This is a genomic window from Pelagibius sp., assembly GCF_965227505.1.
In the GTDB taxonomy this organism is placed as follows: Bacteria; Pseudomonadota; Alphaproteobacteria; order Kiloniellales; family Kiloniellaceae; genus Pelagibius.
In genome coordinates this window covers 963,705-977,862 of sequence record NZ_OZ245757.1, presented here as the reverse complement: position 1 = coordinate 977,862, position 14,158 = coordinate 963,705, and the positions used below count along the sequence as shown (strand labels likewise).

The window sequence follows — 14,158 nt, the reverse complement described above, 5'->3', positions numbered from 1 at the left end:
CGCGGTCCCTTCCGTTTTAGACCCGGATGTCCAGGGCGCCGTCATGACTGCCCAGAGCCGGCGGCGGTGGTGTCGCCGGTGAGTCTTCCGGTTCGGCGTCGGCGGTCGGCTGTCCGCCGCCGGTGTTGTCGTTCGAGGCCTCACGGTCGGCGTGCTGCTGGCCCTTCAGGTTGAAGCTCAGGCTGCCGGAGTCGGTCTTCACGCCGGCATCCTGGAGAGCCCGCTCCAAGCCGCGGGCATCGCGCTGCAGCAGGTCCAGGGTCTCCGACCGCTCGGCGGAGATAACGGCGCGCAGAACGCCGTCGTCACCACGCTCGAGCTTGACGTCGATGCGGCCCAGTTCGGCGGGGTTGAGTTTGATGTTGACCTGGTCCTTGCCGGCAAGATGGGCTTTCTGAACCTGCACGGCGACCTGCTCGGCCGTCGTTGACGGCAGGTTGCTCCGCGTCGAGGCAAGGGTCTCGGCAAAGCTGGTGTTCTGGCTCGAGGCCGCGGTCATGGTCCCGGGCGCCGTGCCGCCCGGTGACGGATTGCTGCCGCTGGCATTGCCGCCGGCATCCGCAGCGGGCAGCGGGCCCGGCTTGGCGTTGTTGGCCGCGCCGGTCGCTTGCTGCGCGCTCTGGGCGGCGGCATTGGCGGCTGCGGTGTTGCCCGCGCCCTGCTTCGCCGCGGACTGGGCGGCCCCGTCATTTCCCGTCAGACCGGCTGGAGTGGCCGATCCTTTCTTACGGGTGTTGCGCTCGGCGCCCCCCGCGGTCTCGTCTCTGGGTCTCGCCTGCTCGGCCATGGCGGCTGTCGCGGCTGCTCCGCCAAGCGCAGCGGAGGGACGGGATGTCACGCCGGCACGTTCGGTGGTCACCATCGCTTCATCGGTCGGTGGTGCGGTGTCCCCGGTTCCGGCCGCCTCGCCGCGTGGGGCAGTGGCCGCTGCGTTGGACCCGGGACCCGCCGCTTGCCTCGCCGCTTCGCCGCGGGCAGCACTGTCGGCGGGCTTCGTCTTGGCCGCCTCCGTGCCAGCGGTCTGCTGGCCCTCCGCTGAGGTCGCGGGCGGCGGAGCGGCGGCGCCGGTCGTCTGGCCGGTTGTGGCGGCGCTGCCGCTGGCCGCCGCTGCGGCCTGACCGGTATCGGTGCGGTTGGCGGAACCGGGCTGCGCCGACGTCGTCTGTGCTGCTGCTGCGGCCCCGCCGGAGACTGCGGCTGCGGCAGTGCCGTTACCATTACTCTGCGCGGCAGCCGGCGTGCCGGCCCCGTCCGCCCCGGCCGTTTGCGTCTGGCCCTGAGTGCTGCTGTCGGATCCGGCGCTCTGAGCGGCTGAGGTGGTGGTGTCGGACGAACCGGCGTCCAAGGGCTCATCGGGGTCGCCGCTCGGGCTTTCCGATGGTTTCTCAGCCGTTTCCAAAGGTTCACGCGCGTCGCCGCTCAGATCCTCATCGGGCTCTTCGGTTGCCTGATCGAAGAACTCGCTGTCGCGGTCGTCATCATCGTCACGATCCCGCGCGGATGCTGGTTCCCGCTGATCGTCGTCACGATAGTCCTCCGCGCGCTCGCTGCCGGCATCGTCATGACGCTGGCGGTCCGAAAGCCAGGAGTCCGTTTCTTCGTAGCGTGCTTCTTCCTGCCGCAGGAGCTCGTCGAACGCGCCGTCGCCCGGCCGCTGCTCGGTGTTGTTCTGCGGACCGCCTACGATGGCGGGAAATTCGCTGTTGGTTACTTGCATCGCCGGTTCTACGCGTCTTCTCTAAAGGTGCCGATGGTGAAGGGAGCCGACGCAGCGCCTAGGCTGCGTGGATGGCCAGGCGGTTGCCGGCGGCCTCGACCCGCTGCAGCATGGCGGTTTCCATCGCCGAGAGGTCTTCGCCTGCGGCAATCCGCCGGTCGACCTCTTCCCAGGCGTCCCGCAGCGGCTTCAGCACATCGATGATCTGCGCCGCCATTTCCGCGTCGCTGTGAATGTTGATCCGGATCAGCTGCGCGAGGATGAAGCGGTAAAGGCCGCCCAGCTGCTCGGCGACGTCGCCGCCCTTTTCCATATCCAGGCTCATGTGCAGGGTGGCCACGATCTCGGTCACCACGTTGATGCGGTTGCAGCGTTCCTCGATCTCGTTGTCGCCGATCGCCTTGATCGCGGCAGCCAGGCCGTTGATCGCTTCGTTGTAGAGCATCACCAGAACCCGCGTGGGGCGGGCGCGTGCGACCTCGCTGCGGAATGCTTCGGTTGCGGTAAGCGGCATTGTTCTTCTCCGTGTCGCGTTCCGGGGTGTTGGAGCAGGGGCCGGTCTGCGGCCACTGCGTCCACCGAACCGGTCGGCGGCATCTGTCTGGTCAATCCATGTCACGCAAGAAGTAAGCAAGCGCCGGGCCAACTGGCTGCAGAGGATTAAGTATTTGATTTTCATAATGAAAAAATGAAGGCAAAAACCCTGGCCCAGCCCGCGGTCGATTCTTGCCCTGCAGTTCTTGCTGCCCGCAGGAACAGCTTTGCCGGGTTGCAGGGGCACAGAGCGGCGGTCTTCTGGGGGAGCGCAGCGGCCCTCTCCGGCTACGCTTTGCCGGGCAGGGGACTGTAGGAGGAGCGGGGTTGCAGCGGGCCTGCTCCCGGACGGCACGCTGCCAACGCCATGTAGATTCATAAGGTGACCTGCCGCGTGGGGCGGTGGCCTCGGCTCCCGCCGTGACTCGCTCGAGAGGGGAAATCTTTACCCGGATCGCGCTGCAGGATTTTCCACAATCCGGCCGCTGCAGGCCCCTCTGCGGTCGAGAGGCAGTCGCGTAAGCTGCTGGGATTCAACTGTTATTGACGAGTTGGTCGGGTTGGCACGTTCTGTGCTGAGAAGGGATTGTCCGGTTGTCGTCTGCCCTTGCCGGTCTTGCCGATCGAGGGCGCAACGCCGCCGGGTCTCTGCCCTAGCAGGTATTTGGAGTGGACCTATGCCTACAGTAACAACGAACACCGCCGCAAACTCGGCACTCAGGTTCCTGAATTACAACTCGATGCAGTCGGGGTCGTCGGTCTCGAAACTGGCGTCCGGCTCGCGCATCGTGAAGGCCTCCGACGACGCCGCCGGCCTGGCCGTCGGCACACGGCTTCTGGCCGATGTGACGGTGCTGCGCCAGTCGGCAGTCAATGCCTCCCAGGGCGCCTCGGTGCTGCAGGTGGCCGATGGCGGCCTCGCGCGCATCGCAGACGTGCTGCAGCGTATGAAAGCGCTCGCGGCCCAGTCGCTCTCGGGCGTGCCCTCGAACACGGAACGCGGCTTCATCGACGCCGAGTTCCAGGAACTGCGGTCGGAAATCACCGCGATCGCCCAGACCACGCGCTTCAACGGTGCGTCGCTTCTCGACGGCACGGGCGCGACCACGCAGAGCTTCTTCGTCGGCAGCGAGGCCGGAGACAATATCACCGTGATCTACTCCGCCCTGGCCGGCAGCGCCGATGCTTACTCGGCAGCGGCGATCGGCATCACGGCGACGACGAACGTGGCGAGCGCCGGCGCCGCCTCGGCGGCCATGTCGGTCGTCGACCGGGCCATCGATCTGATCTCCGAATCCCGGGCGACGGCGGGTGCGCTGATCTCCCGTTTCGAGTTCCGCGGCCAGCAGATCGCCACCTCGCTGGAGAACATCGAGGCGGCCAAGTCATCGATCATGGATGTCGACCTGGCGGCGGAGCAAAGCAGATTGGTCTCCTCCCAGGTCCTTGTGCAGGCCTCGGTCTCGGCACTTTCGCAGGCCAACGAATTGCCGCAGGCCTTGCTGAGACTGCTTCAGTAGTTACCTCGTTGGGCAGAGGTGAGCGGGGCGGGGGGCCACCATTGGCTTCTCGCCCCGTTCTTTTTCCACCCCTCACAGGTTTTCCTTTCGCGCCCTCCTCTGCAGTCCTTTTTTTCGTCCTCTACGCCCCGCCGCCAACTGCCGGGCGGCAAAGCTTTCCCGGCGGCACAGAAAATTCTTCCGCAAGTTGCCGCGGGACTGCATGACTTCTGCCAACCGATTATCTTCAACCTATTGTTTTAGTTGATAAAAATGGAGAAGCGGAAACTGGCACGGTCTGTGCAAATCATCCCGTGTCCCTTGCGCGCCAAGCACTTACGGCGCAGCGCCCCGGCAGGAAGGCGGGGGGCGGACGAGCACTCAAGCAGGTCTTTGGAGCAATATCATGCCTACGGTTACGACGAACACGGCCGCCAACTCAGCACTCAGGTTCCTGAACTTCAATTCAATGCAGTCGGGCTCCTCGGTCTCCAAGCTGGCTTCAGGTTCCCGCATCGTGAAGGCCTCCGACGATGCCGCCGGCCTGGCCGTCGGCACGCGCCTGCTGGCCGACGTCACGGTGTTACGCCAGTCGGCAGTCAATGCCTCCCAGGGCGCCTCGGTGCTGCAGGTGGCCGACGGTGGCCTCGGCCGTATCGCCGACGTGCTGCAGCGTATGAAGGCCCTGGCGGCCCAGTCGCTGTCCGGCGTGCCTTCCGACACTGAGCGTGGATTCATCGACGCCGAGTTCCAGGAACTGCGGGCGGAGATCACGGCCATTGCCGCGACAACGCGGTTCAACGGTGCCTCGCTTCTGGATGGTTCCGGCGCGTCGCCGCAGAGCTTTTTTGTCGGCAGTGAAGCCGGCGACAACATCATTGTCTCTTATTCTTCCATGGCAGCGGCCGCTTCGGCTTTCCATGCCACGGCGATGGGATTTGGTGCTGCGTCGGTCGCTGCCGCAGCAGTTTCGAGTATAACCGCCGCGGTGTCGGCGATGACCATTGTCGATTCGGCCATCGACATCATTTCGGAAGCGCGGGCGACGGCCGGTGCTTTGATCTCCCGTTTCGAGTTCCGCGGTCAGCAGATCGCCACCTCGCTTGAGAATATAGAGGCGGCGAAATCATCGATCATGGATGTCGATCTGGCGGCGGAGCAAAGCAGATTGGTCTCCTCCCAGGTCCTTGTGCAGGCCTCTGTCTCGGCGCTGTCCCAGGCCAACGAGCTACCGCAGGCCTTGCTGAGACTGCTGCAGTAAGGCCCGCAACGCAGAGTGAATGAGAAAGGGCGCCGTTTCGCCGGCGCCCCTTTTCCCGGCCGGCTGGCCTGCTTGACCGAACTCTATAGCCTTCGTTCTGCTGCATTTTGATTAGGACGACTGGACTATCGTCATAAGTGATTTGCATCGGCAAATTGCACCGGCGTTTCGCAAAAAACGGCAAGATTTGCCGGGTTCGCTCGGCAAATCTTGCCGTTTTCCCACTTCTTACCTTCGTATTGTTTCTGAACAAGGCTGGCTAGGGATCTGATTCTGAATAAGAACAACCCTTGGATGATGAGTCTGGCATCCGACTTGCTGCAAAGGTGACCGCTGCCCCGTGCCGGTAAGGCGCGGCGCTGGGCATATCCGTCCACGTAGGACGGGTTCAATCCCCACGGCAAGGAGCGGTGGGGGCACTTCATGTAGAAGGAGTAGAACCATGCCTGTTGTTGCTACGAATACGGCGGCCAACTCGGCCCTCCGTTTTCTCAACTACAACTCGTCCCAGGCGACGAGCTCGGTCAGCAAGCTGGCCTCCGGCTCTCGCATCGTGAAGGCGTCGGACGATGCCGCCGGTCTTGCCATCGGCACGCGTCTGAACGCCGACGTCACCTCTCTGACCCAGGCGGGGATCAACGCCTCCCAGGGTGCTTCCGTGGTGCAGGTCGCCGACGGCGGTCTCGGCCGCATCGCCGACGTTCTGCAGCGGATGAAGGCCCTGGCGGCCCAGTCGCTGTCGGGCGTGCCGACCAATACGGAACGCGGCTTCATCGACGCCGAGTATCAGCAGCTGGTCGGCGAGATCACCGATATCGCCCTGACCACCCGGTTCAACGGCCAGTCTCTGCTGGTCGGCACCGCCGGGCCTTCCGACTACTTTGTCGGCACCGACGTCAGCGACACCATCACCGTCGACTTTGGCACTCTGGCGGCGGCGACGGCCGATTTCCGGGCTGCGGCCCTGGGTGTTGATGTCTCCGTCTCCACGGCCGCTTCAGCGGATGGTGCCATGGCGCTGATCGACACCGCGATCAACACGGTGTCGGAGGCACGGGCGACGGCCGGTGCGTTGATTTCTCGCTTCGAGTTCCGCGGTCAGCAGATCGCGACCTCGCTGGAGAACATCGACGCGGCCAAGTCTGCGATCATGGACGTCGATCTGGCGGCTGAACAGAGCAAGCTGGTCTCGAACCAGGTGCTGGTTCAGGCGGCGGTCTCGGCCGTATCGCAGGCCAACCAGATCCCGCAGTCCCTGCTGCGGGTGCTGCAGTAAGCGTCGCTGGCCAAGTAGGCCGGCTCATCCCGTCCGCTCCCGCTGGGGGTGGCTGGAACGACTTCAAGTAGAAGGAATTGAACCATGCCTGTTGTTGCTACGAACACGGCGGCCAACTCCGCCCTTCGTTTTCTCAACTACAACTCGTCCCAGGCGACGAGCTCGGTCAGCAAGCTGGCCTCCGGCTCGCGCATCGTGAAGGCGTCAGACGACGCCGCCGGTCTTGCCATCGGCACGCGTCTGAACGCCGACGTCACCTCTCTGACCCAGGCTGGCATCAACGCCTCCCAGGGTGCCTCCGTGGTGCAGGTCGCCGACGGCGGTCTCGGCCGTATCTCCGACGTTCTGCAGCGTATGAAGGCCCTGGCGGCCCAGTCGCTGTCGGGCGTGCCGACCGATACGGAGCGCGGCTTCATCGATGCCGAGTATCAGCAGCTGAAGTCCGAGATTACCGATATCGCCCTGACGACCCGCTTCAACGGCCAGTCGTTGCTGGATGGTAACGCTGCCACGGCCGACTACTTCGTCGGTACCGATGTCAACGACACCATCACGGTGGATTTCCAGGATCTGGCTGGCGGTGCTGCCGCGTTCACCTCTGTGGGTCTTGGCGTGATCGGCAACGTCGCTTCGGCGACGGGCGCTTCGGCGTCCATGTCGGCGATCGACACGGCGATCAACCTGGTTTCCGAGGCGCGTGCCACGGCCGGTGCCTTGATCTCCCGTTTCGAGTTCCGCGGTCAGCAGATCGCCACCTCGCTGGAGAATATCGACGCGGCCAAGTCTGCGATCATGGACGTCGATCTGGCGGCTGAACAGAGCAAGCTGGTCTCAAACCAGGTGCTGGTTCAGGCGGCGGTCTCGGCTGTATCGCAGGCCAATCAGATCCCGCAGTCCCTCCTGCGGGTCCTGCAGTAAGCGTCAGTTGAAATGCCGGCCAGGTAGGTCGGCTGGGAGCGTCTTGCCGAGAGGCTTGGCAGGGCGAAGACTTCAAGTAGAAGGAACTGTACTATGCCTGTTGTTGCTACGAATACGGCGGCCAACTCGGCTCTCCGTTTTCTCAACTACAACTCGTCTCAGGCGACGAGCTCGGTCAGCAAGCTGGCCTCCGGCTCGCGCATCGTGAAGGCCTCGGACGACGCCGCCGGTCTTGCCATCGGCACGCGTCTGAACGCCGACGTCACCGCCTTGACCCAGGCGGGGATCAACGCCTCCCAGGGTGCGTCCGTGGTGCAGGTCGCCGACGGCGGTCTCGGCCGCATCGCCGACGTTCTGCAGCGGATGAAGGCCCTGGCGGCCCAGTCGCTGTCGGGCGTGCCGACCAATACGGAACGCGGCTTCATCGATGCCGAGTATCAGCAGCTGCGGCAGGAAATCACCGATATCGCGGGTACAACGCGCTTTAACGGTGCTTCCCTGTTGGATGGTGCGACGGCTGCCGCCGATGCCGCCGACTACTTCGTCGGTACCGACGTCACCGACACCATCACGGTGGCCTTCACCGCCCTCTCCGGCGTTGAAGGTTATACCTCGACTGCTCTGGGCATTGCCGCGACGGCGAACACCAACGTGGCCAGCGCCGGCGCCGCCTCCGTCGCCATGGCGGTGATCGACGCGGCGATCAATACAGTGTCCGAGGCGCGTGCGACGGCCGGTGCGTTGATCTCCCGTTTCGAGTTCCGCGGTCAGCAGATCGCCACCTCGCTGGAGAACATCGACGCGGCCAAGTCTGCGATCATGGATGTCGATCTGGCGGCTGAGCAAAGCAAGCTGGTGTCAAACCAGGTGCTGGTTCAGGCGGCGGTCTCGGCCGTGTCGCAGGCCAACCAGATCCCGCAGTCCTTGCTGCGGGTGCTGCAGTAAGCGTCGCTGGCCAAGTAGGCTGGCTTATCCCGGCCATCCTGTTGTGGGGTGGCTGGAACGACTTCAAGTAGAAGGAACTGTACTATGCCTGTTGTTGCTACGAATACGGCGGCCAACTCGGCCCTCCGTTTTCTCAACTACAACTCGTCCGAGGCGTCGAGCTCGGTCAGCAAGCTGGCTTCCGGCTCGCGCATCGTGAAGGCCTCTGACGACGCCGCCGGTCTTGCCATCGGCACGCGTCTGAACGCCGACGTCACCTCTCTGACCCAGGCTGGCATCAACGCCTCCCAGGGTGCCTCGGTCGTGCAGGTCGCCGACGGCGGTCTTAGCCGTATTGCCGATGTTCTGCAGCGTATGAAGGCCCTGGCGGCCCAGTCGCTGTCGGGCGTGCCGACCAATACGGAACGCGGCTTCATCGATGCCGAGTTCCAGGAGTTGGTGCTCGAGATCACCGACGTCGCAGATACGACCCGCTTCAACGGCCAGTCGTTGCTGGATGGTGCCGCTGCGGCAGCTGACTATTTCGTCGGCACCGACGTCAGCGACACCATCACGGTGGACTTCCAGAATCTGGCGGCCGCGACGGCCAGCTTCCAGGCTCTGGCGCTGTTCTCCGGTGCGGCTCAAGCTGTTGATACCGCAGTCAACGCGGAGTCGGCCATGGCGGCAATTGACAACGCCATCAACACGGTGTCGGAAGCGCGTGCGACGGCCGGTGCTTTGATCTCCCGTTTCGAGTTCCGCGGTCAGCAGATCGCCACCTCGCTGGAGAACATCGACGCGGCCAAGTCTGCGATCATGGATGTCGATCTGGCGGCTGAACAAAGCAAGCTGGTGTCAAACCAGGTGCTGGTTCAGGCGGCGGTCTCGGCGGTGTCGCAGGCCAACCAGATCCCGCAGTCCCTGCTGCGGGTGCTGCAGTAAGCGTCGCTGGCCAAGTAGGCCGGTTCAATCCGCTCGCTCCCATGGGGAGCGGGCGGGGGCTCTTCAAGTAGAAGGAACTGTACTATGCCTGTTGTTGCTACGAATACGGCGGCCAACTCGGCCCTCCGTTTTCTCAACTACAATTCATCCCAGGCGTCGGGTTCGGTCAGCAAGCTGGCCTCCGGCTCGCGCATCGTGAAGGCGTCGGACGATGCCGCCGGTCTTGCCATCGGCACCCGTCTGAACGCCGACGTCACGGCCCTGACCCAGGCTGGGATCAACGCCTCCCAGGGTGCGTCCGTTGTGCAGGTCGCCGACGGCGGTCTCAGCCGTATTGCCGATGTTCTGCAGCGGATGAAAGCTCTTGCGGCCCAGTCGCTGTCGGGTGTGCCGACCAATACGGAACGCGGCTTCATCGATGCCGAGTTCCAGCAGTTGGTCGGTGAAATCACCGATATTGCGACGACGACCCGGTTCAACGGAGCGACCCTGCTGGGCGTTTCTGCGGCCGGCGCGCCCGCCGCGGCCACGGCTGACTATTTCGTCGGCACCGACGTCACGGATACCATCACGGTCGACTTCAACGATCTTGTTGCCGCTCCTGGCGCCGTTACCAACTTTGCGGCGCCGGCTTTGTTCGCCGGTGTTGCTCAGAGCGTTGGCACTGGCACAGCCGCAGGGGTTGCCATGGCGGCTATCGATGTTGCGATCAACACAGTATCCGAGGCACGGGCGACGGCGGGTGCGCTGATCTCCCGTTTCGAGTTCCGCGGTCAGCAGATCTCGACCTCACTGGAGAACATCGACGCGGCCAAGTCTGCGATCATGGACGTCGATCTGGCGGCTGAACAGAGCAAGCTGGTCTCGAACCAGGTGCTGGTTCAGGCGGCCGTTTCGGCCGTGTCGCAGGCCAACCAGATCCCGCAGTCACTCCTGCGGGTCCTGCAGTAGGCGCAGGAGAGAACGCCTTCTCTTAGGAGTAGGGCTTTCGAGAGAGGGGTGCCGGTTCGCCGGCACCCCTTTTTTTTGCGCGAACGGGACAGCAGGGGGCGCTGTCCGTCAAAAAAGAACGCCGCGATCACGGCATCGCGGCACCCGTCTTTCCGAAAGCTTCCCGTCGTCAGCCGATTCCAGCCTGACGTCCACAGCGAGATGCACGGGCGGCAAAATCTGCCGCGTTACTGCCTGTACTGGGCAATTCTTGCCGCGTACAGCGGCAGAACTTGCCGTTTTGTCCGGTAGAGCATCTATCATCATAATCAACTTCATTATCTAAGTGTTCATAGAGCATCGCTCTTTCGGACTCATCCTGATGTTGGTATTCGATTTGCTTAGGAGGCTTCGGACCACTGCGCCCGGATTCCGTCCGGCGTCGGGGTTCCGGGTGTCCAAGTAGGGCACTCAATGCACCCCGCCGCAGGAGGTGGTGGGGGCACTTCACGTAGAAGGAATTGAACCATGCCCGTTGTTGCTACGAATACGGCGGCCAACTCGGCCCTCCGTTTTCTGAACTACAACTCGTCCATGGCGTCAGGTTCGGTGGGCAAGCTGGCTTCCGGCTCGCGCATCGTGAAGGCGTCGGACGATGCCGCCGGTCTTGCCATCGGCACGCGTCTGAACGCCGACGTCACCGCCTTGACCCAGGCGGGGATCAACGCATCCCAGGGTGCCTCCGTGGTGCAGGTTGCCGACGGTGGTCTCGGTCGTATTGCCGACGTTCTGCAGCGGATGAAGGCCCTGGCGGCCCAGTCGCTGTCAGGCGTGCCGACCGATACGGAACGCGGCTTCATCGACGCCGAGTATCAGGAACTGGTCAGCGAGATTACCGATATCGCCCTGACCACCCGGTTCAACGGCGAGTCGCTGCTGGTCGGTACCGCCGGCGCTTCGGATTACTTCGTCGGGACTGACGTCAGCGACACCATCACCGTCAATTTCGGTACCCTGGCGGCGGCGACAGCCGACTTCCGGGCCGCTGCGCTGGGCGTCGACGTTGCCGTTGACACCGCGGCCAGTGCGACCGGCGCCATGGCGCTGATCGATACGGCCATCGATACGGTCTCCGAGGCGCGGGCGACGGCCGGTGCGTTGATTTCTCGCTTCGAGTTCCGCGGTCAGCAGATCGCGACCTCGCTGGAGAACATCGACGCGGCCAAGTCTGCGATCATGGACGTCGATCTGGCGGCTGAACAGAGCAAGCTGGTCTCAAACCAGGTGCTGGTTCAGGCGGCGGTCTCGGCGGTGTCGCAGGCCAACCAGATCCCGCAGTCCCTGTTGCGGGTCCTCCAGTAAGCGTCGCTGGCCAAGTAGGCCGGCTCATCCCGTCCGCTCCCGCAGGGGGTGGCTGGAACGACTTCAAGTAGAAGGAATTGAACCATGCCTGTTGTTGCTACGAATACGGCGGCCAACTCGGCTCTCCGTTTTCTCAACTACAACTCGTCCCAGGCTTCGGCCTCGGTGGGCAAGCTGGCCTCCGGCTCGCGCATCGTGAAGGCCTCGGACGATGCCGCCGGTCTTGCCATCGGCACGCGTCTGAAGGCCGATGTCACCTCTCTGACCCAGGCGGGGATCAACGCCTCCCAGGGTGCTTCCGTTGTGCAGGTCGCCGACGGCGGCCTCGGCCGAATCGGCGATGTTCTACAGCGGATGAAGGCTCTGGCGGCCCAGTCGCTGTCGGGCGTGCCGACCGATACGGAGCGCGGCTTCATCGATGCCGAGTATCAGGAGCTGAAATCCGAGGTCACGGACATCGCCAACACGACCCGCTTCAACGGCCAGTCGTTGCTGGGTGGTGCCGCTGCGACAGCCGACTATTTCGTCGGTACCGATGTCAGCGACACCATCACGGTGGACTTCCAGGACCTGGCGGCCAGTGCGACCACCTTCACCTCCACGGGGCTCGGTGTGGTCGGTAACGTCGCTTCGGCGACGGGCGCTTCGGCGTCCATGTCGGCGATCGACCGGGCCATCGACCTGGTGTCGGAAGCGCGGGCCACGGCTGGTGCGTTGATCTCCCGTTTCGAGTTCCGCGGTCAGCAGATCGCGACCTCGCTGGAGAATATCGACGCGGCCAAGTCTGCGATCATGGATGTCGATCTGGCGGCTGAACAGAGCAAGCTGGTGTCCAACCAGGTGCTGGTTCAGGCGGCGGTTTCGGCGGTGTCGCAGGCCAACCAGATCCCGCAGTCCCTGTTGCGGGTCCTGCAGTAAGCGTCGCTGGCCAAGTAGGCCGGCTTATCCCGGCTGCCCCGCCAAGGGGTGGACGGGGGCTCTTCAAGTAGAAGGAATTGAACCATGCCTGTTGTTGCTACGAATACGGCGGCCAACTCGGCTCTCCGTTTTCTCAACTACAACTCGTCCCAGGCCTCGGCCTCGGTGGGCAAGCTGGCCTCCGGCTCGCGCATCGTGAAGGCTTCCGACGACGCCGCTGGTCTTGCCATCGGCACGCGTCTGAAGGCCGACGTCACCGCGCTCACCCAGGCGGGGATCAACGCCTCCCAGGGTGCCTCGGTGGTGCAGGTTGCCGACGGCGGTCTCGGCCGTATCGCCGACGTTCTGCAGCGGATGAAGGCCCTGGCGGCCCAGTCGCTGTCAGGCGTGCCGACCAACACGGAACGCGGCTTCATCGACGCCGAGTTCCAGGAGCTGCGCTCGGAAATCACCGATATTGCGATCACGACGCGCTTTAACGGTGCTTCTCTGTTGGATGGTGGTGCTGCCGCTGCCCAGGCTGCCGACTACTTCGTCGGTACCGACGTCAGCGACACCATCACGGTGGCCTTCACCGCTCTCTCCGGCGTTGACGGCTATACCTCGACGGCGCTCAGCATGACCGCTGCGATCAATGTGGCCTCGGCCGTAGCAGCGACCGCTGCCATGGCGCTGATCGATACGGCCATCGACACGGTCTCCGAGGCGCGGGCGACGTCTGGTGCTTTGATCTCCCGTTTTGAGTTCCGCGGTCAGCAGATCGCCACCTCGCTGGAGAACATCGACGCGGCCAAGTCTGCGATCATGGATGTCGATCTGGCGGCTGAACAAAGCAAGCTGGTGTCAAACCAGGTGCTGGTTCAGGCGGCGGTCTCGGCGGTGTCGCAGGCCAACCAGATCCCGCAGTCCCTGCTGCGGGTGCTGCAGTAAGCGTCGCTGGCCAAGTAGGCCGGTTCATTCCGCTCGTCCTGCCAAGGGGCGGGCGGGGGCTCTTCAAGTAGAAGGAACTGTACTATGCCTGTTGTTGCTACGAATACGGCGGCCAACTCCGCCCTTCGTTTCCTCAATAGTAACTCGTCCCAGGCGACGAGCTCGGTCAGTAAGCTGGCCTCCGGCTCGCGCATTGTGAAGGCCTCTGACGACGCCGCCGGTCTTGCCATCGGCACGCGTCTGAAGGCCGACGTCACCGCGCTCACCCAGGCGGGCATCAACGCCTCCCAGGGTGCCTCGGTCGTGCAGGTCGCCGACGGTGGTCTCGGCCGTATTGCCGATGTTCTGCAGCGGATGAAGGCCCTGGCGGCCCAGTCGCTGTCGGGCGTGCCGACCAATACGGAGCGTGGCTTCATCGACGCCGAGTACCAGGAGCTGCGGCAGGAAATCACCGATATTGCGGGTACAACGCGCTTTAACGGTGCTTCCCTGTTGGATGGTGCGACGGCTGCCGCTGCGGCTGCCGATTACTTCGTCGGTACCGACGTCAGCGACACCATCACGGTGGCCTTCACCGCCCTTTCCGGCGTTGACGGCTATACCTCGACCGCGCTGGGCATTGCCGCGACTGCCAACACCAACGTGGCTACCGCCACCGCGGCAGCCGGTGCCATGTCGGTGATCGATGCGGCCATCGATACGGTCTCCGAGGCGCGGGCGACGGCCGGTGCGTTGATCTCCCGTTTCGAGTTCCGCGGTCAGCAGATCGCCACCTCGCTGGAGAACATCGACGCGGCCAAGTCCGCGATCATGGACGTCGATCTGGCGGCTGAACAAAGCAAACTGGTGTCCAGCCAGGTGCTGGTTCAGGCGGCGGTCTCGGCCGTGTCGCAGGCCAACCAGATCCCGCAGTCACTCCTGCGGGTCCTGCAGTAAGCGTCGCT

13 protein-coding genes are annotated in these 14,158 nt (G+C 64.1%); 11 read left to right on the top strand and 2 right to left on the bottom strand.

Translation table 11 applies throughout. The features are described from left to right. Positions 1-16 precede the first annotated feature (16 nt). A complete protein-coding gene (locus ACO06P_RS04680) occupies positions 17-1,717 on the bottom strand; it encodes a flagellar hook-length control protein FliK (protein ID WP_420348846.1) in 1,701 nt (566 codons plus the stop codon). A 58-nt stretch (positions 1,718-1,775) separates the two neighbouring features. Further along, complete coding sequence (gene fliS, locus ACO06P_RS04675) at positions 1,776-2,231, bottom strand: flagellar export chaperone FliS (protein ID WP_420348845.1); 456 nt, start codon at positions 2,229-2,231, stop codon at positions 1,776-1,778. 697 nt (positions 2,232-2,928) lie between these two features. Here fliS and ACO06P_RS04670 point away from each other — a divergent pair. From ACO06P_RS04670 to ACO06P_RS04620, 11 genes are all read left to right on the top strand, one after another. Beyond that, positions 2,929-3,771: a flagellin gene (locus ACO06P_RS04670; protein ID WP_420348844.1), complete on the top strand. Its 843-nt coding sequence runs from the start codon at positions 2,929-2,931 to the stop codon at positions 3,769-3,771. 385 nt (positions 3,772-4,156) lie between these two features. Next, positions 4,157-5,011 carry a flagellin gene (locus tag ACO06P_RS04665; RefSeq protein WP_420348843.1) on the top strand — a complete coding sequence of 285 codons (855 nt, stop codon included), beginning with the start codon at positions 4,157-4,159 and terminating at the stop codon, positions 5,009-5,011. A gap of 442 nt (positions 5,012-5,453) precedes the next feature. Beyond that, complete coding sequence (locus tag ACO06P_RS04660; protein ID WP_420348842.1) at positions 5,454-6,287, top strand: flagellin; 834 nt, start codon at positions 5,454-5,456, stop codon at positions 6,285-6,287. An 84-nt stretch (positions 6,288-6,371) separates the two neighbouring features. Further along, entirely contained in the window at positions 6,372-7,205 is an 834-nt protein-coding gene (locus tag ACO06P_RS04655; RefSeq protein ID WP_420348841.1) for a flagellin, read from the top strand. Between the two features lie 93 nt (positions 7,206-7,298). After that, positions 7,299-8,150 (top strand): flagellin, encoded by an 852-nt coding sequence (locus ACO06P_RS04650; protein WP_420348840.1) that lies wholly within the window; start codon positions 7,299-7,301, stop codon positions 8,148-8,150. A gap of 84 nt (positions 8,151-8,234) precedes the next feature. Next, the gene (locus ACO06P_RS04645) at positions 8,235-9,074 is read left to right on the top strand and encodes a flagellin (protein ID WP_420348839.1); all 840 of its coding nucleotides are present in this window, start codon (positions 8,235-8,237) and stop codon (positions 9,072-9,074) included. Between the two features lie 84 nt (positions 9,075-9,158). Then, positions 9,159-10,025: a flagellin gene (locus ACO06P_RS04640; RefSeq protein ID WP_420348838.1), complete on the top strand. Its 867-nt coding sequence runs from the start codon at positions 9,159-9,161 to the stop codon at positions 10,023-10,025. A gap of 507 nt (positions 10,026-10,532) precedes the next feature. After that, on the top strand, positions 10,533-11,366 hold the full coding sequence (locus ACO06P_RS04635) for a flagellin (RefSeq protein WP_420348837.1): 834 nt from the start codon (positions 10,533-10,535) through the stop codon (positions 11,364-11,366). 84 nt (positions 11,367-11,450) lie between these two features. Continuing rightward, positions 11,451-12,284, top strand: a complete 834-nt coding sequence (locus ACO06P_RS04630; RefSeq protein WP_420348836.1) for a flagellin — start codon at positions 11,451-11,453, stop codon at positions 12,282-12,284. Between the two features lie 84 nt (positions 12,285-12,368). Then, positions 12,369-13,214 carry a flagellin gene (locus tag ACO06P_RS04625; protein ID WP_420348835.1) on the top strand — a complete coding sequence of 282 codons (846 nt, stop codon included), beginning with the start codon at positions 12,369-12,371 and terminating at the stop codon, positions 13,212-13,214. 84 nt (positions 13,215-13,298) lie between these two features. Beyond that, positions 13,299-14,150, top strand: coding sequence for a flagellin (locus tag ACO06P_RS04620; RefSeq protein WP_420348834.1), 852 nt, complete (start codon positions 13,299-13,301; stop codon positions 14,148-14,150). Positions 14,151-14,158 lie beyond the last annotated feature (8 nt).